22 protein-coding genes are annotated in these 16,341 nt (G+C 66.3%); 15 read left to right on the top strand and 7 right to left on the bottom strand.

Features of this window, described 5'->3' with window-relative positions; translation table 11 throughout:
• Positions 1–130 precede the first annotated feature (130 nt).
• Entirely contained in the window at positions 131–301 is a 171-nt protein-coding gene (locus WFK61_RS25745) for a helix-turn-helix transcriptional regulator (RefSeq protein WP_336814900.1), read from the bottom strand.
• A 137-nt stretch (positions 302–438) separates the two neighbouring features.
• On the opposite strand from WFK61_RS25745, the gene WFK61_RS25740 reads away from it, so the two are divergent.
• The gene (locus tag WFK61_RS25740; protein WP_336814899.1) at positions 439–729 is read left to right on the top strand and encodes a helix-turn-helix domain-containing protein; all 291 of its coding nucleotides are present in this window, start codon (positions 439–441) and stop codon (positions 727–729) included.
• Here WFK61_RS25740 and WFK61_RS25735 read toward each other — a convergent pair.
• Complete coding sequence (locus tag WFK61_RS25735; protein WP_336814898.1) at positions 726–1,796, bottom strand: site-specific integrase; 1,071 nt, start codon at positions 1,794–1,796, stop codon at positions 726–728. The genes WFK61_RS25740 and WFK61_RS25735 overlap by 4 nt on opposite strands.
• 181 nt (positions 1,797–1,977) lie before the next feature.
• Between WFK61_RS25735 and dusA the strand changes: the two genes are divergently transcribed.
• The 7 genes from dusA to WFK61_RS25700 all read left to right on the top strand — a co-directional run bounded on the left by dusA (position 1,978) and on the right by WFK61_RS25700 (position 6,926).
• Positions 1,978–2,976, top strand: coding sequence for a tRNA dihydrouridine(20/20a) synthase DusA (dusA, locus tag WFK61_RS25730; RefSeq protein ID WP_336814897.1), 999 nt, complete (start codon positions 1,978–1,980; stop codon positions 2,974–2,976).
• Between the two features lie 71 nt (positions 2,977–3,047).
• Positions 3,048–3,392, top strand: a complete 345-nt coding sequence (locus WFK61_RS25725) for an ArsR/SmtB family transcription factor (RefSeq protein WP_442896382.1) — start codon at positions 3,048–3,050, stop codon at positions 3,390–3,392.
• A gap of 17 nt (positions 3,393–3,409) precedes the next feature.
• Positions 3,410–3,844, top strand: a complete 435-nt coding sequence (locus WFK61_RS25720) for an SRPBCC family protein (RefSeq protein ID WP_336814895.1) — start codon at positions 3,410–3,412, stop codon at positions 3,842–3,844.
• Between the two features lie 83 nt (positions 3,845–3,927).
• The gene (locus WFK61_RS25715) at positions 3,928–4,680 is read left to right on the top strand and encodes a DUF899 domain-containing protein (RefSeq protein ID WP_336814894.1); all 753 of its coding nucleotides are present in this window, start codon (positions 3,928–3,930) and stop codon (positions 4,678–4,680) included.
• 94 nt (positions 4,681–4,774) lie between these two features.
• On the top strand, positions 4,775–5,497 hold the full coding sequence (locus tag WFK61_RS25710; RefSeq protein ID WP_336814893.1) for a DUF1428 domain-containing protein: 723 nt from the start codon (positions 4,775–4,777) through the stop codon (positions 5,495–5,497).
• A 101-nt stretch (positions 5,498–5,598) separates the two neighbouring features.
• A complete protein-coding gene (locus tag WFK61_RS25705) occupies positions 5,599–6,432 on the top strand; it encodes a sulfite exporter TauE/SafE family protein (protein WP_257733670.1) in 834 nt (277 codons plus the stop codon).
• 11 nt (positions 6,433–6,443) lie between these two features.
• Positions 6,444–6,926 carry a GNAT family N-acetyltransferase gene (locus tag WFK61_RS25700; RefSeq protein ID WP_336814892.1) on the top strand — a complete coding sequence of 161 codons (483 nt, stop codon included), beginning with the start codon at positions 6,444–6,446 and terminating at the stop codon, positions 6,924–6,926.
• A 3-nt stretch (positions 6,927–6,929) separates the two neighbouring features.
• Here the strand turns inward: WFK61_RS25700 and WFK61_RS25695 are convergent, their stop codons facing one another.
• Together WFK61_RS25695 and WFK61_RS25690 are read right to left on the bottom strand one after the other, a co-directional pair.
• Complete coding sequence (locus WFK61_RS25695) at positions 6,930–7,106, bottom strand: DUF1289 domain-containing protein (RefSeq protein ID WP_336814891.1); 177 nt, start codon at positions 7,104–7,106, stop codon at positions 6,930–6,932.
• Positions 7,103–7,948 carry an adenosylcobinamide-GDP ribazoletransferase gene (locus WFK61_RS25690; RefSeq protein ID WP_336814890.1) on the bottom strand — a complete coding sequence of 282 codons (846 nt, stop codon included), beginning with the start codon at positions 7,946–7,948 and terminating at the stop codon, positions 7,103–7,105. Before WFK61_RS25690 ends, WFK61_RS25695 begins: the two co-directional genes overlap by 4 nt.
• Positions 7,949–8,062: 114 nt before the next feature.
• On the opposite strand from WFK61_RS25690, the gene cobT reads away from it, so the two are divergent.
• On the top strand, positions 8,063–9,100 hold the full coding sequence (cobT, locus tag WFK61_RS25685) for a nicotinate-nucleotide--dimethylbenzimidazole phosphoribosyltransferase (RefSeq protein WP_336814889.1): 1,038 nt from the start codon (positions 8,063–8,065) through the stop codon (positions 9,098–9,100).
• Positions 9,101–9,130: 30 nt separating this feature from the next.
• Here the strand turns inward: cobT and WFK61_RS25680 are convergent, their stop codons facing one another.
• Positions 9,131–9,766 (bottom strand): TetR/AcrR family transcriptional regulator, encoded by a 636-nt coding sequence (locus tag WFK61_RS25680; RefSeq protein WP_336814888.1) that lies wholly within the window; start codon positions 9,764–9,766, stop codon positions 9,131–9,133.
• A 74-nt stretch (positions 9,767–9,840) separates the two neighbouring features.
• Here WFK61_RS25680 and WFK61_RS25675 point away from each other — a divergent pair, with 74 nt between their 5' ends.
• Positions 9,841–10,446, top strand: coding sequence for an NAD(P)H-dependent oxidoreductase (locus WFK61_RS25675; RefSeq protein ID WP_336814887.1), 606 nt, complete (start codon positions 9,841–9,843; stop codon positions 10,444–10,446).
• Positions 10,447–10,465: 19 nt separating this feature from the next.
• Here the strand turns inward: WFK61_RS25675 and WFK61_RS25670 are convergent, their stop codons facing one another.
• Together WFK61_RS25670 and WFK61_RS25665 are read right to left on the bottom strand one after the other, a co-directional pair.
• Complete coding sequence (locus WFK61_RS25670) at positions 10,466–11,584, bottom strand: D-alanine--D-alanine ligase family protein (RefSeq protein WP_336814886.1); 1,119 nt, start codon at positions 11,582–11,584, stop codon at positions 10,466–10,468.
• Positions 11,585–11,674: 90 nt separating this feature from the next.
• On the bottom strand, positions 11,675–13,198 hold the full coding sequence (locus tag WFK61_RS25665; RefSeq protein WP_336814885.1) for a sensor histidine kinase: 1,524 nt from the start codon (positions 13,196–13,198) through the stop codon (positions 11,675–11,677).
• Between the two features lie 87 nt (positions 13,199–13,285).
• Between WFK61_RS25665 and WFK61_RS25660 the strand changes: the two genes are divergently transcribed.
• The 5 genes from WFK61_RS25660 (at position 13,286) to WFK61_RS25640 (ending at position 16,102) form a co-directional block, all read left to right on the top strand.
• On the top strand, positions 13,286–13,837 hold the full coding sequence (locus tag WFK61_RS25660; RefSeq protein ID WP_336814884.1) for a thermonuclease family protein: 552 nt from the start codon (positions 13,286–13,288) through the stop codon (positions 13,835–13,837).
• A 96-nt stretch (positions 13,838–13,933) separates the two neighbouring features.
• On the top strand, positions 13,934–14,545 hold the full coding sequence (locus tag WFK61_RS25655) for a glutathione S-transferase family protein (protein WP_336814883.1): 612 nt from the start codon (positions 13,934–13,936) through the stop codon (positions 14,543–14,545).
• On the top strand, positions 14,545–15,012 hold the full coding sequence (locus WFK61_RS25650; protein ID WP_336814882.1) for a hypothetical protein: 468 nt from the start codon (positions 14,545–14,547) through the stop codon (positions 15,010–15,012). The genes WFK61_RS25655 and WFK61_RS25650 overlap by 1 nt, the downstream gene beginning before the upstream one ends.
• The gene (locus tag WFK61_RS25645; protein ID WP_336814881.1) at positions 15,012–15,479 is read left to right on the top strand and encodes a hypothetical protein; all 468 of its coding nucleotides are present in this window, start codon (positions 15,012–15,014) and stop codon (positions 15,477–15,479) included. Before WFK61_RS25650 ends, WFK61_RS25645 begins: the two co-directional genes overlap by 1 nt.
• Positions 15,476–16,102, top strand: a complete 627-nt coding sequence (locus tag WFK61_RS25640) for a uracil-DNA glycosylase family protein (protein WP_336814880.1) — start codon at positions 15,476–15,478, stop codon at positions 16,100–16,102. The genes WFK61_RS25645 and WFK61_RS25640 overlap by 4 nt, the downstream gene beginning before the upstream one ends.
• Positions 16,103–16,341 lie beyond the last annotated feature (239 nt).

Raw genomic sequence — 16,341 nt, 5'->3', positions numbered from 1 at the left:
GCCCGTCTGAAACCAGAACGGACAGTCTCACCGAAACCGGCTCAAGGGGGTCAAAGTTGGACGCCGATCCCCCGCCTCAAGGGGTCAAACTTGCACGCCGAAACACATTGTGTGAGCCTGAGAACGCTGCTCAGCGAACGTTACGTTGTTCGATCCGGTTCGTGATCCAGCGATCGATTTCGGACCGAACGAATGCGAAGCGCCGTTGGCCAAGCGGTACAGGAGCCGGAAACGACGTTTCAGTGCAGAGCCTGCTAATCGTCGAGCGGGACAGGCTGGTCAGCGCGCATGCCTGCTTCATGGAAATAAGCTCGGGAAAGCTTCGGTAAGGTTGATTGGGCAATTGCTGCCTCACTGCTCGACATCAGTCATTTTGACCGATATTGAACGTAATGCGCGCTATGCCCGCTGTCAACGATATGATGGATATAATGCAAAATGAGTGATTTCGCTCTGTTGGCAGCGCAAATTCGGGCGGCTAGAGCGCTATTGGGCTGGTCGCAATCCTATCTTGCGGATGGAATCCGGGTCAGCCGCTCGACCATAGCGGACCTCGAATCGGCAAAGCGCCAGCCTCACGAGTCGACTCTATTCGTGCTGATGTCCGAGTTGGCAGCGGCCGGAATCGAGTTCACTGAAAGAGGGGTGAGCTTCCGGGAGTACCCGACGAAACCCTACGAGCCTATCGGCGTACGCAAAGGGAAATCCGATACCCCTTCGTTAGGTTAGCTTCCCGTGACGGTGGCGAGCCATTTCCAGTCCTCGAACTTATCGCCGGTCTGGCGAATATGAGTGTATCTCTTCATGCTTTGCCACGAGCGATGCCCGGATACGGCTGCGGCGCGCGGGATCGAGACCCCCACCTCGAAAAGTCGCGACACCCCTTCGTGGCGCAGATCATGGAAGGTTAGGTCGGGGAAGTCGAGGAAGGCCGTAGCTCTCGTGAAATTGGCGCTAATCGCTCCCGACGAATAGGGGAATATCCTGTCCCCCACCTTCGGCATTGATTTGATGATCGCCAGTGCCTCGGGCGGGAGGTCGCACCACACGTTGTTTCCGATCTTCTCGCCGGGATTCTTCATGTCGCGCACGAGAATGCGAGCCCCGGCTTCGTCGAGGTCAGCCCATTTGATCCGGCAGATTTCTTCTTGTCGGCGCGTTGAGAAGATCGCGAAGGCGACGATCTTTTGCATGGGCATCATCGCCGGCCTGCGAGCTTTCCTATCGCCGTAGTGCTGCATGATCTTATCTAGCTCGGCGAGGGTAGGGCGCCTATCGCGCGCCTTGCTCTTCCCGGTGATCCCCATGCGGTTGCAGACGACAAACGCGTCCTTCATGGCTTGCTGATCGAGCGGGTAGCTCCACATTGGGCGGGCGATGGCAACGATCGAGCCGAGATGCGACATGTAGTTGGCGCGGGTCTGTGGCTTCACGTCGAGCGACTGAGCCATTGAAACGTAGTCGGCGCTACGAATTTCGGAGCAGCGCATCTCGGCCATCGGCATGGACTTTATCGCGCGTAACACCTGCGCCTTGGTCCGGCCCATGGCGCGCTCATATTCCCGAATGTATTGGTCTACGACCTCGGCGAGCTTCGGATCTTTGGCTCTGACTTGTTCGAGGGCGCCGGGGAGTTTCAGCGCTTTCTCGCGACGCTTGGCCCAAGTTTTCGCTGCTTGCTCGCGATCAAATGTTTTCGTCTCTCTGTGGGGTTTTTTGCCGTCGCGTGAAATTAGGATTTGCGCCTGATAGCCGATCGTTCCGTCCGCGCGCTTGCGCAGTATGATTGTTGCCATGATGGGCCAGCCCAATTACTGCATGACCCGTCCAACTACAGCATGTGCTGTAGTGCGAGCGACGGATCATCCGTTATCGACGGATATCCGCTGAAATCCGACGGACTTTAGCGGATATCCAGTGAGCCATATGGCTGCGGACTTGAGGCTGTTTGGAAATTTATTGAACGAAATCAAAGAGATGGATCGTCCGCAAAATCCTTGGCGCTTCTCGGTCGCACCCATGATGGATTGGACGGACCGGCATTGCCGGGTCATCCATCGCCTGATGTCGCGCCATGCGCTGCTCTATACCGAGATGGTGACGGCGCAGGCGGTGATCCGTGGTGATCGCGAGCGGCTGATCGGCTTCGATGCCGTCGAGCATCCCGTCGCGCTCCAGCTCGGTGGCAACGACCCGAAGCTGCTAGCGGAAGCCGCGAAGATCGGCGCCGATTTCGGCTATGACGAGATCAACCTGAATTGCGGCTGCCCCTCCGACCGCGTGCAGGGCGGGGCTTTCGGCGCCTGCCTGATGCGCGAGCCGGCGCTCGTCGGCGATTGCGTCGCGGCGATGAAGGCGGCGGTCGGGGTTCCCGTCACGGTGAAATGCCGCATCGGCGTCGACGATCAGGACCCGGAAACGGCGCTCGACGCGTTGACCGCTTCGGTGCGTGCGGCCGGCGTCGATGCCCTCATCGTTCATGCCCGCAAGGCCTGGCTGCAGGGCCTTTCACCCAAGGAAAACCGTGAGATCCCGCCGCTCGACTATGAGCGCGCCTATCGCCTGAAGGCGGCCAATCCGGACCTGCCGATTGCGATCAATGGCGGCATCAAGGCGCCCTCCGAATGGCCTGCCCATCTGGAGAGGCTCGACGGCGTGATGATCGGTCGCGAGGCCTATCAGAATCCCGAGATCCTGCTTCAGGCCGATCCGCTGCTTTTCGGCGAGGAGGCGCCCGTGGCCGATGCCTTCGCCATGCTGGAGGCGCTGGAGCCGCATCTCGCCGCGCATCTGGAGCGGGGCGGGCGGTTGCATGCCTTCACGCGCCATCTCGTCGGCCTGTTCCCGGGCCGTCCGGGCGCGCGCCTGTTCCGCCGCCATCTCGCCGAGCGTTGCGTCGGCGCCGATGCCACGCTGGAAGACCTGCGCGCGGCCATCGCCCATGTCTCGCGCCATGAGGCTGCTGCCGCGGCCTGAGACGGCCCTGAAAAGCGCCTCGGAAACGACCGGCTTGACGGGCGAAGCGGCTTGCGTTTACACTTAACTTTATGGTTAAGTTTCAAGATGCGCAGCTCGACCGGACCTTCTCCGCTTTGGCGGACCCGACGCGGAGGGCCTTGCTGGCGCGTCTGGAGCGGGAGGACGGGCTGTCGGTCAGCGAGTTGGCAAAGCCGTTTCCGGTCTCGCTCCCGGCCATCATGAAGCATCTCGACGTCCTCTCGGATGCCGGGTTGCTGACGCGGACCAAGGCGGGGCGCACCGTGTCCTGCCACCTGAATGCGGAGCCGATGGAGGAGGCGATGGGCTGGCTGGCGCGTTATCAGCGCTTCTGGACCGAGCGGCTCGATGCGCTGGAGGCGCTGCTCGAAGCGCGACGCAAGGGCGAAAGCTGAAGGCAAGGAGCGGGCACATGCATCAGCCGGTGACACCCAGCCTCACGATGAAGCGCCGCCTCAACGCGTCGCCGGCCGAGGTCTACGAGGCCTGGACCAATCCGGACCTGCTGGTGCGCTGGTTCGGCCCCGAGAATGTCGTGGCGCAGGAGGCGGAGATCGACCCGCGCGTTGATGGCGCCTACCGTGTCGTGATGATCGAGGATACCGGCGAGCGCCATGAGGTGCTCGGCCGCTATCTGGAGGTGGTGGAGAACGAGCGTCTCGTCTTCAGCTGGTCCTGGATCACGACGCCGGAACGGGTCTCGCGCGTCACCGTGACGCTCAAGCCCGATGGCGACGGCACGATCCTGACGCTCCTGCACGAGAAGCTCGCCGACGATGCCGCCGTCCGCGGCCACACCCATGGCTGGACGGGCACCATGGTCAAGCTCGAGGCCTATTTCGCCTGAGCGACCGCGCGCCGCGGCATGATCCGCGCCGCGCCGAAGAAGCCGCCGGCTGCGCGCCGGCGGGAATTGGAGGAGAGGAGACGATGGAACACAGGATCGTATCCCGTGAGGAGTGGATTGCCGCGCGCAAGCTCCACCTCGCCAACGAGAAGGAGCTGACCCGCCGGCGCGACGCTCTTTCGGCCGAGCGGCGCGCGCTGCCCTGGGTCAGGGTCGAGAAGGGCTACACGTTCGAAGGCTGGGACGGCGCGCTGTCGCTGGGCGATCTCTTCGCCGGCAACAGCCAGTTGATCATCTATCACTTCATGTTCGGGCCGGGCGCCCGCGAGGGCTGCCCGAGCTGCTCCTTCCTCGCCGATCATTTCGACGGCGCCAACAGGCACCTCAGGCATCACGATGTCAGCCTCGTCGTGGTCTCGCGCGCGCCTTACGCCGAGTTCCAGAATTTCCGGCACCGCATGGGCTGGGATTTCCCCTGGGTGTCCTCGGCGAACAGCGACTTCAATTACGATTTCCACGTTTCGCCGAGCCCGGAGGAGCGGGCGGCTGGCCGCTACGAGTACAATTACGCGATGCATGACGGGCAGGGCGGCGAGATGCCGGGCTTCAGCGTCTTCTATCGCAACGAGGCCGGCGAGATCTTCCACACCTACTCGACCTATGCCCGCGGTGGCGACCTCCTGATCGGCGCCCATAACTTCCTCGATATGACCCCGAAGGGGCGCAACGAGGTCGGGATCATGGACTGGGTCCGCCATCACGACCGCTACCCGAGCAAGCCGCTCGGCGCGGCGAGCTTCCAGCCCGAGCTCGCGGTGAGTTCCTGCTGCGATTGAACGCGATTTGACGGACCCGTTCCGGACTTATCGCGTTGATATCAACATTTAACGAAGCGGTTGCGCCTAGCAGCCGCGAACAGGGAGATCTGCAATGGCCTATGTCGATGGTTTCGTCGTCGCGGTGCCCGCCGCGAACAAGCAGGAGTATCTCAAGATGGCTGCCGATGCGGCGCCGCTGTTCAGGGAATTCGGCGTCAGGCGCCATGTCGAGGCCTGGGGCGACGATGTCCCGGACGGCAAGGTGACCGACTTCAAGGGCGCCGTGAAGGCGACGCCGGACGAGGTCGTGGTCTTCTCCTGGTTCGAATATCCCGACCGGGCGACGCGCGACGCGGCCAACCAGAAGATCATGAACGACCCGCGCATGAAGCAATGGGGCGAGACCATGCCCTTCGACGGCAAGCGCATGATCTATGGCGGCTTCGCCTCGATCCTCGACGAAGGCGAGGGCGGCGCGATGGGGTATCTCGACGGCGTCCTCGTCGCCGTTCCGGACGAGCGCAAGGCGGACTACCGCGATTTCTCGGCCAACCATGCGGCCCTGTTCAAGGAATACGGCGCCCGTCGCGTCGTCGATGCCTGGGGCGACGACGTGCCCGACGGCAAGGTCACTGACTTCAAGGGCGCGGTGAAGGCCGAATCCGGCGAGACGGTGGTGTTCAGCTGGGTCGAGTGGCCCTCCAGGGAGGTGCGCGCCGCCGCCTGGGGCAAGATGATGGAGGACCCGCGCATGGCGGCGCTCGAAATGCCCTTCGACGGCAAGCGCGTCGTCTATGGCGGCTTCGCGCCGATCCTCGACACCGCGCGCGGCTGAGGCGGGCGGCTCCCATATACACAACGGCCATGCGGGGGTGGCATCTTGCCCCCGCCGGCCAAATGGCCGAGAGATCGGGTTGCTTCACCGGATCTCTCGTCATGCTTGCTGGCATTCCCCTCGGCGATCTCGCCTTCCTCGCCGTCTCGCTCGTGCTGGCAGGTGCCGTCACCGGGCTTCTGGCCGGCGTCTTCGGCGTCGGCGGCGGCGCGGTCATCGTGCCCGTGCTCTACGAGGTCTTCCGCGTCATCGGCGTCGCGGATGAGGTGCGCATGCCGCTCGCGGTCGGCACCTCGCTCGCCGTCATCATCCCGACTTCGATCCGCTCCTTCAACGCGCACCGGGCCAAGGGGCTCGTCGATCTCTCGATCCTCAAGGTCTGGGCCGTGCCCGTCGTGATCGGCGTGATCTTCGGCAGCTGGATTGCCCGTTATGCGCCGGCCGACCTGTTCAAGATCATCTTCGTCATCGTCGCGCTGATCTCGGCCATCCGCCTGCTCTTCGCCGCCGATCGCTGGAAATTCGGCGAGGACATGCCCGGCAAGCCCCTGATGGTCGCCTATGGCGGCGTCATCGGCGTGCTCTCGGCCTTGATGGGCATCGGCGGCGGACAGCTCTCCAGCCTGTTCATGACCTTCTACGGCCGGCCGATCCACCAGGCGGTCGCGACCTCCTCGGGGCTCGGCGTGCTGATCTCGATCCCCGGCGCCCTCGGCTTCATCTATGCCGGCTGGCCCAAGATGGCGATCCTGCCGCCGCTCTCGCTCGGCTATGTCTCGCTGATCGGCATGATCCTGTTCATTCCGACCTCGATCTGGACCGCCCCGATCGGCGCCAGCCTGGCGCATAAGCTCTCGAAGCGGCGCCTTGAAGTCGCCTTCGGCATCTTCCTGCTCTTCGTCGCCAGCCGCTTCATCTGGTCGCTCATCCACTGAGGCGGATGGCCATGAGCGAGACCGCGATCCGGCTGCTCCAGCCCGCGGACCATCAGCCGCTGGCTGCGCTGATGGTCGAGATGCAGGGCCATTACAGCGTGCCGTGCCCGCCGCTGGCGGAGATTCTCGCCGGGCTCGCGGCCTTGCCTTCCGGCGTCGATATCCTCATCGCCGTGCAGGGCGAGGCGATTCTCGGCTTCGCTTCGGCCTGCAATCTCTATCCGGGGCCGGGCCTGAAGACGGGTTTCTTCCTCAAGGAAATCTATGTCGCTGATGCGGCGCGGGGTGCCGGCCTCGGTCGCAGGTTGATGGCGGCGCTTGCGGAACTCGCACTGGAGCGTGGCCATCGCCGCATCGATTGGACGGCCGATGCCGACGACGCGGCGCTGCTGCGCTTCTATGACGGCCTCGGTGCCGCCGCCTATCCGAAGAAGGTGTTCTATCGCCTGACCGGCGATGCGCTGGCCGATCTGGCTGGCGCGGCTGGGGACTGATCGTCAGGTCCTGCGGTCGGCCAAGCGCTTCGGCAGCACCGCCATGATCGCGAGCCGCTCGGCCTCGCTCAATCGCCCCCATTGCGCGATCTCCGCCAGCGTCCGGCCGCAGCCCTCGCAGAGCTTGCTGACCGGATCGATGACGCAGATTTTGATGCAGGGCGTCGAAGCGGTGGTCATCGCGCGGTCCAGCCTAGTGCCAGCGCGAGGCCGAGATAGATCGCGATCTCGGCAAGCTGCTGGGCTGCGCCGAGGATGTCCCCGGTCTGCCCACCGATCAGGCGCCGCGCCATCCGCGACAGCACGGCCGCCGCGCCATGCGCCAGCGCGAAGCCGAGGAGCAGACCGGTGATCGGCAGCTCCGCCGCGAGCCCGATCCCGGTTGCGAGGAAGAGGCTCAAGCCCAGCGCGATCCGCGCTGTCAGCACCGTAGGCTGGCCGACGGCCGCCGCAGCCCCGCTGCTGCGCGCCGCCGGCTGCGTCGCAAGCATGAAGAGCCCCTCGGCGCGAGACCAGGGCGCCGCGACGAGCAGCGCCGCCGCAGCAGCCCAGGCGCCGGAGCGCTCGAGGATCATGGCGATCAGGCTCGCCCGCAGCAGCAGCGACAGCCCGAGCGCCAGCGCGCCATAGGAGCCGATGCGGCTGTCCTTCATGATCTCCAGCCGGCGCTCGACCGTATGACCGCCGAACAGCCCGTCGGCAGTGTCCGCCAGTCCATCCTCATGGAAGGCGCCGGTGGTCAGAGCCAGCGCGGTCAGTGCCAGCGCCGCGACGACGAAGCCGCTGAGGCCCGCCAGACCCGCGCCCAGCGCCACGAGCGCAGCCGGCGCGGCGATGACCAGCGCGGCGAAGGGCAGGGCGCGCGGCACCTCCCGGAAATCCGGAATCGCATGGCCGTCGTTCTCGCCGGGCAATAGCGGCACCGGCAGGCGCGACCAGAAGCGCAGGCAGATCGCGGTCGCGATTCCCCAGCCCGGCCAGTCCGGCGGCCGCGTCTCGGTCGTGGTTTCCGCCTCTGCCATGCCTGCCGCGTCGTCTCGCTCGATTGTCTTCACGCTCCCGACCCTATAGCAGCAGCGCAGACTTTGCCGCCACGCTCTCGCGCCGGCCGCAGCCCCTTGCCAGACGGAACAGCCATGGCCGCCTCCGGATTGCCCTTCGACGATATCCGCGACCTCATCGCGCAGATGCCCGGCCCCGACATGGCGGCGGCGAATGCGGTGCGCGCCCGCGACGCTAACCTCACCAAGCCGGCCGGCAGCCTTGGCCGCATGGAGGAGATCGCCGAATGGCTTGCGGCCTGGCAGGGCAAGGCCTCGCCCGAGGTCAGGCGCCCGCTGGTCTGTGTCTTCGCCGGTAATCATGGCGTCGTCGCGCAGGGCGTCTCGGCCTATCCGCAGACGGTGACGCGCCAGATGCTGGAGAATTTCGCCGCGGGCGGCGCCGCGATCAACCAGATCTGCGCGGCCTATGATCTCGGCTTCAAGGTCTTCGACCTCGCGCTCGACCTGCCGACCGGCGATTTCACGCAAACCGACGCGCTCGACGAGCGCGCCTGTGTCGCCACCATGGCCTTCGGCATGGAAGCGCTCGTTGGTGGCACCGACCTGCTCTGCCTCGGCGAGATGGGCATCGGCAACACCACCTCCGCGGCGGCGATCTATGCGGCGCTCTATGGCGGCGATGCCGCGCATTGGTGCGGCCGCGGCACCGGCGTCGATGATGAGGGCCTGAAGCGCAAGATCGCGGCGGTGGAAGCGGGGCTCGCCCTTCACCGCGCCCATCTCAAGGACCCGCTCGAAGTGCTGCGCCGTCTTGGCGGGCGCGAGGTCGCGGCGATCTGCGGCGCCATCATCGCCGCCCGCTCGCAGCGCATCCCGGTGATCCTGGACGGCTATGTCGTGACGGCCGCCGCGGCGATCCTGCACGCGATCGAGCCTTCGACCATCGACCACTGCATCGCCGGCCATCTCTCGGCCGAAGGCGCCCATGCCGATGTGCTCGCCCGTCTCGGCAAGGTGCCGCTGCTGGCGCTCGACATGCGCCTCGGCGAGGGCTCGGGCGCGGCGCTCGCCGCCGGCCTCGTCAAGGCGGCGGCGGCGGTCCATTCGGGCATGGCGACCTTCGAGCAGGCGCAGGTTGCGCGGAAGGATGACGAGACGACGCGGCACTGAGCTGAGGCTTCGGCACGCCGCCGCGAAGGGCTATGGCCCCGCGGCCGCGTGCCGTTCGACGGCCGCCACGATGACGCAGAGCAGTTCCGCCTGCGCGTCCTTGCGTGTGAGGTCGCCGACTGCGGCTGCCCCGGACAGGGCTTCGGCCGCGCCGAGCACTCCCCAGAACGCCGCCGCCGGGATGGCCGTCGCGGCAAACGGCTGAAAGGTCGCGCGGCATTTCGCGATGAAGGCTGCGTTATAGCCCCGTTTCAATTGTTCGAGCTCCGGTGAACCCGCAAGCGCCGCACTGACGCCGGGAATCTCGCGCCCCTGCGTCAGCACGCAGTCGAGATAGCAGGCCGCGATCACGCCAGCCCGCGCCACGAGCTCTTGCGGGGCCTTTGCCAGCGCTTCGTCCATCAAGGCCGTCTGGCGCGCGTCATATTCCCGGTAAAGCGCGGCGAGCAGGCCGGCCCGCGTGCCGAAATGATCGTAGACGACGGGCTTGGTCACGCCGGCGTCCTCGGCAAGCCGGCCGAGGCTCAGCGAATCCGTGCCCTCGCGGCGTATCAGGCTCCAGGCCGTATCCAGCAATTGGCGGTGGCGATCGTCGCGGGTGAGGCGCCGGCGGGTTTGCCGTCCGTCCGCACTCTCGTCGGCGACTTTAGGAGGCTCGCTTGACATTCTATATACCATTGGTAACTTACTAAAAGTATATAGCGCCGATAGGCGGCGCGCAACCGATCAAGGCACCAGCCATGCACAGCCTCATCGTGGTTTCCCATCCTCTGCCGGAATCGCTGACGGCCGCGGTCGCGCGACAGATCGGCGCCGGGCTCGCACAGGCCGGCCACAGCTTCGAAATCGCCGATCTCGCGGCCGAAGGATTCGACCCGCGCTTCAGCGCCAATGACGTCGCGGTGCATCTGAGGCAGGCGCAGGTCGACCCCATGGTCGCGGCCGAGCAGGCGCGGATTGGCCGGGCCGATGCGCTGGTGCTGGTCTATCCGGTCTACTGGTGGTCGTTCCCGGCCTTGCTCAAGGGCTGGATCGACCGCGTCTTCATCAATGGCTGGGCCTATGAGGAGATGCCGGACGGCCGGGTCGTGCGGAAGCTCGGCCATTTGCCGATCCATCTCGTCGCGATCGGCGGCGCGGATCTGCGCACCTATGCGCGCCACGGCTACTTCGGCGCGATGCGGACACAGATCGACCACGGCATCTTCGGCTATTGCGGCGCGCCGGTGCGTCGCTCCGAATTACTGGTGCCGGGGGAGGCCCGGGGCGCGGCGGAGATGCTCGAAGCGGGGGCGCGCATCGGCCGCGCGATCTTCGCGCCGCCGACTTCCGCACAGGCCGTGTGATCTCGCCCGCTGCGACGGATCAGGAGGCGTAATCCGTCTTCAGGCCCGCCCGCTCGGCATGGCGCTCCTGCGCCAGCTCGATCAGGCGGGTGATCAGGGCCGGGTAGGGCAGGCCGGAGGCCTCCATCATCTTCGGATACATGCTGATCGTGGTGAAGCCCGGCAGCGTGTTGATCTCGTTGAAATAGAAGGCGCCGTTCTGGCGGTCGAGGAAGAAGTCGACGCGCGCCAGCCCGCTGCATTCCAGCGCGAGGAAGGCGTCGATCGCGAGCTGCCGCACGCGCGCCATCTGCTCGGCGTCGAGCTTGGCCGGCAGGTCGACGCTGGCGCCGTCCTGATCGATATACTTGGCCTCGTAGGAGTAGAATTCGTGCTGCGGGCCGGCATTGAGCTCGCTGGCGACGCTCGCCACCGGCGGGTCACCGTCGAGGACAGCGACCTCGATCTCACGGGCGTCGATGCCCTGCTCGATCAGCACCTTGGTATCGTACTGGAAGGCGTCGTCGAGTGCGGCACTGAGCGCCTCCCAGCTCTTCACCTTATGCACGCCGACGCTCGAGCCCATGTTGCAGGGCTTGACGAAGACGGGGAGCGTGAGCGCTGCCTGCGCGGCCCTGGCCGAGCCTTCCGGGTCGCGCCGCCAGTCGCGCCGCGAGAGGGCGAGATAGGGCGCGACCGGCAAGCCGGCGAGTGCGGCCAGCCGCTTGGCGATATCCTTGTGCATGCCGACGGCCGAGGCCAGAACGCCCGAGCCGACATAGGCAGCGCCGGCGAGCTCCAGCAGGCCCTGCACGGCGCCGTCCTCGCAGAGCGGGCCGTGGATCACCGGAAACACGACATCGACCGGCGCGATCGCCGGCGCGGCGTTGTCGGCCGGCAGGATTGCGGTGCTCCCGCCCTGCGGCTCCAGCCGGATCATCGGTGAATCGGCGGGGATCGGCAGGCTCTCGGTATTGGCGCCCTCGATCCGGCGCAGGTCGTGGCACTGCCAGCGGCCCTGCTTGTCGATGCTGACCGGCACGGGCTCGAAGCGCTCGCGGTCGATATAGCGCAGGACGGAAGCCGCCGATTTCAGCGACACCTCATGCTCGCCCGACTTTCCGCCATAGAGCACGGCGACGCGCGTTTTCCGGTTCATGATCCGAGGGTCCGAGAGGCTGGAGGAGATGTCTGAACGAGGCGATGAGAGGATGTCGTCGAGCGATGAGGCGAGATTCGGGCGAGAGGATCAGGCGGCCCGCGGTTTCGCCTTCGGCTCGGGCAGGGCGGCGAGCGTGTCCATCACGCGCTCGGCTGGCAGCGTGATCGTCACCTCGGTGCCGGCGCGCGGCTTGGACTTCAGATGGAACCCGCCGCCATGCAGGTCGATCAATCCCTTGACGATCGGCAGGCCGAGGCCCGAGCCCTGCTCGGCCGTCTTGATCGCAAGGGAGCCGCGCCCGAAGCTCTGCATCACGATCGGAATCTCGTTTTCGGGGATGCCCGGCCCGTTATCGGTGACGGAGACATATTGCCCGCCGGTCGCGGTCCAGCCGACCTTGATCGTGATCTCGCCGCCTTGGGGCGTGAACTTGATCGCGTTCGATAGCACGTTGAGCACGGCTTGCCGGATGGCGCGCTCGTCGGCCCAGACGCGCGGCAATTGCGGTTCGGCCAGGGCGCGGATGCTCTGGCCCTTGGCCTTGGCGCGCAAGGCCAGCATGTGCTGGCAGTCGTCGACGATGCTGGGAAGGGACAAGGCCTCCTCGTTCAGCTCGTATTTGCCGGCCTCGATGCGCGAGAGGTCGAGGATCTCGTTGATCAGGTTGAGCAGGTGCTGGCCCGAGCCGTGGATATCGGCCGAGTATTCCTTGTAGGCCGCATTGGCATGCCCGCCGAAGATCTCGTTCTTCATCACCTCGGAGAAGCCGAGGATGGCGTTGAGCGGGGTACGCAATTCATGGCTCATCGTCGCGAGGAAGCGCGACTTGGCGAGATTGGCCTCTTCCGCCTTGCGCCGGGCCTCGTCCGAATTGGCGTTCGCCGTTTCCAGCTCCGCGATCAGCGCGTCTTTCTCCGCCCTGAACGTGATCGAGGCGACGGAACTCGCATAGAGGCGGTTGGCGAGGAAGATGAAGAAGAGCTGGGCCGAGGCCGCCATCAGCGCCATGGTGACGCTGTCCATGTCGCGCCGGTCCCAGAAGAAGACCATGATCCCCATGATGATCGGGGTCAGCCCGGCATAGACCGCGATTGGGATCGTGGCCGAGAGCATGACGGTGAGAGCGCTGACGACCAGCAGGGCGGTGGTGACGAAGACCTTGGCGCCGGGCGCATCGACCTGCACGAACAGCAGAAGCAGCAGCGCCCAGGCGAGACCGTGCATGCCCTCCGCGCAGGCGAAGAGCCGGCGCCAGAGCGTCAGGCGGACCTCCTCGGGAGCCTTGGCGAGGAAGCGCCGCGCCATCAGCACGATGATCAGCGTCGACATCAACACGATGCCGGCCCAGACCGCGACGAGCGGCGCGGGCAGCCAGAGGCAGGCGGCTGCTGCGACGCCGAGCGCCAGAACCAGCGTGCCGGCCGAGCCCGCAATGCGGTATTGCGCGAAGACGCGCAGCAGCTCGTTGTCGAAGGCGCGTTCGAGCCCGGTGGAAGAGGTCAGCCGTTCGCGCGCCGACCTGACCTCGCGCGTGACCAGCTTCCGGCGCGCCACGGCCGAGGGGTCGGGTCCGCGCCCGCGCTGCACCTGTTCGGCCGTCACTTCCGCCATGATCGGGAGCGTGTATCCTCGTTCGGCCGCTGCGGCATGCAGCGGCCGGCTCGCCATCATGGACACCAAATCGTTAAGCTCTCCCTGATGGCACCCTTCGGATTCGGTCGCTCCCGCTATGGACCCTTCGGCTGGCGCCGCGTTGGCCGGCCGGTCGATTTCGTCGTGGCGCTCGGTCTGCTCGGCTTTCTCGGGCTCGCCGGCGCGATCCTGCAATACCGGCTCGGCCCGGCCCGGGAGCTGACGGGAGCGGCCCAGGCGATCGATGGCGATTCGGTGCGACTGCTCGGCGAGGAGCTGAGGCTGGAGGGTATCGACGCGCCCGAATACCGCCAGAGCTGCACCGCGCGTGACGGCAGATCGGTCGCCTGCGGGCGCGACGCGCGCCGCGCCCTCCAGGCGATGCTGGCGCGCGGCGTGACGCAGTGCGAGATCGGCAAGGCGGATCGCTATGGCCGTGGCCTCGCCCGCTGCAGGCAGGGCGAGACCGAGATCAACGCAGCACTGGTGCGCGAGGGCCATGCGGTCTCCTACGGCGCCTATCGCGCCGAGGAGGACGAGGCGCGGGCGGCGGGCCGCGGCATCTGGGCGACGCAGTTCGAACGCCCCGAAGCCTGGCGCCGCAGCCACTCCCGCTGAGGCTTTCCGCCATGATCGCGTCATGAAGCGCCGGCAATCCGGTTGACCTTCCGGCGCGGGCCGTGATCGGGTACGGCGGAAGACGGAGGGGATCTGATGAAGCTCTACGATGGCGGGCGGGCGCCGAATCCAAGACGGGTCCGCATCTTCTTCGCTGAGAAGGGGGTGCCGCTGCCGGAGCTCGTGCCGGTCGACATGGCCAAGAAGGAGCACAAGACCGAGGCCTTCACCCGACTCAACCCCGCCCAGCGCCTGCCGGTCCTCGAACTCGAAGACGGCACGGCGCTCGCCGAAACGATCGCGATCTGCCGCTATATCGAGGCGCTCCACCCGCAGCCGCCGCTCTTCGGCCGCGATGCGAAGGAACAGGCGACGATCGAGATGTGGAACCGCCGCGTCGAGCTTGGGCTCTTCGCCAGCGTCGCCGCCGTCTTCCGCCACAGCCATCCTTCGATGGCGGAGCTGGAAGAGCAGGTGCCGGAATGGGCCGAGGCCAATCGTGACCAGATCGACGACCATCTCTGGCTGCTCGAATTGCAGCTGGCCGCCAATCCCTTCGTCTGCGGCGATGCCCTGACCGTCGCGGACATCACCGCCGGCATCGCCATCGACTTCATGAAGCCCTCGCGCATCCCGCTGCCGGAGGATTTCGTCCATATCCGCCGCTGGCATGGCGCATTGTCCGGCCGGCCGAGCTGGAAGGTCTGATGCAGCGCTTCGTTCTGGCCCTGCTCGCCGTTCTGGCGCTGCCGACATTGGCGCCGGCCGCCGAAAGGCTGAGCGGCGAGGCGATCGAGCGTGCCTTCCGGGGCAACACCGTCTCGGGCCGCTACACCAATGGCGGCTTCTTCACCGAATATCACGACCCCAATGGCCAGGCGCTCGGCCATAATGGCTGGCAGGCCAATACCGATGCCTGCTGGATCACCAAGCCGGACCGCATCTGCTATTATTACGGCCCGCCGACCGACCGCACGGTGCATTGCTTCTCGGTCGAGATGAGCGGCGATCTCTATGTCCTGCGCAACAGCGGCAACGGCATGGTCAACGCATTGGCCAAGGTCGAACTCGGCAACCCGCGCAACCACAGCGACAACGGCACGCCCTGGTATTGCGACGGGCTGATCTCGCGCGCCCCCGGGCCGCTGATGAGCCGGAAGCTGGCGCAGCGCTGATGTCCCGGCCCGCACGCATTGCGATGGTCATGCTGGGCTTGCTCGCCGCGAGCCAGGCCGCGGCAGTGGAGCGTTTGACCGGCGATCAGATCAAGCAACTCTTCGAGGGCAACACCGTCTCGGGCCGCTATTCCGGCAGCAATCTGCCCTTCAGCGAGTATCATCATGCCGACGGCCGGGCGAGCGGGCATAATCGCCATCTGACGAACACCGATGCCTGCTGGACGACGACGCCGGATGCCGTCTGCTACTATTACGGCCCGCAGGAGAAGCGGCGCACCTATTGCTTCACCATCGAGACCAGCGGCGACCTCATCGTCATCCGCAATCGTCCGAGCGGGCGCATCAACGGCCTTGCCCGGATCGAGAAGGGCGATCCCTATAATTATTCCGCGAAGAAGTCCGACTGGGTGTGCGACGGGCTGATCTCGCAGGCTCCGGGACGGTCGAAGCTGGCGCGCCGATGAGCGCAGCCGAGACGCTGGACCATGTTCTGGCGGAGCTGCGTGCCTGCCGCATCTGCCGCGATACGCCCCAATACCTGCCGCCCTTGCCGCATCAGCCCCGCCCGGTCATCCAGGCCGCGACGACCGCGCGGCTCTGCATCGCCGGCCAGGCGCCGGGCACGCGCGTCCATGCCAGCGGCCGGCCCTTCACCGACCCTTCCGGCGTGCGCCTGCGCAGCTGGCTCGGTATCGATGAGGCCGCCTTCTACGATGCGGGGAAGGTTGCGATCGTGCCGATGGGCCATTGCTTCCCCGGCCTCGATGCCAAGGGCGGCGACAAGCCGCCGCGGCGGGAATGCGCGCCGACCTGGCGCGCCCGCGTCTTCGCGACATTGCCGCAGATCGAGCTCGTGCTGGCGATCGGGCGCTATGCCCAGAGCTGGCATTTCGGCCCGAAGGAGGCGGCCAATCTCTCGGCGACCGTCGCGAACTGGCGCGAGATCCTCGCCCGGCCGGTGTTTCCGCGTGTCCTGCCGCTGCCGCATCCGTCCTGGCGCAACAATGCCTGGCTGAAGCGCAATCCATGGTTCGAGGAGGAACTCCTGCCCGTCCTGCGGCAGGAGGTGGCGCGGCTATTGGGGTAGTTGGCGTGGATACTTGATCGTCGCTGCCTGCAACCACGCCCTTTGTCATTCCGGGGCGCGCCGAAGGCGTGAACCCGGAACCCACGATTGGGTGGGACGTCCAAGGCCGGGTTACACGGGCTCATCCGGTCGTGGGTTCCGGGTTCTTCGCTCTGCGAAGCCCCGGAATTGTCTGTTTGAGTTTTGGTATTGTTGTGTGGTTCCGCGGAAGCGGTATGCCTGGTCCGGCTGGCCGGCCG

Source organism: Allobosea sp. MMO-172 (assembly GCF_037147855.1).
Classification (GTDB): Bacteria; Pseudomonadota; Alphaproteobacteria; order Rhizobiales; family Beijerinckiaceae; genus Allobosea.
The sequence above is the reverse complement of the archived record's forward strand: the minus strand, read 5'-3'. Positions and strand labels throughout refer to the sequence as shown.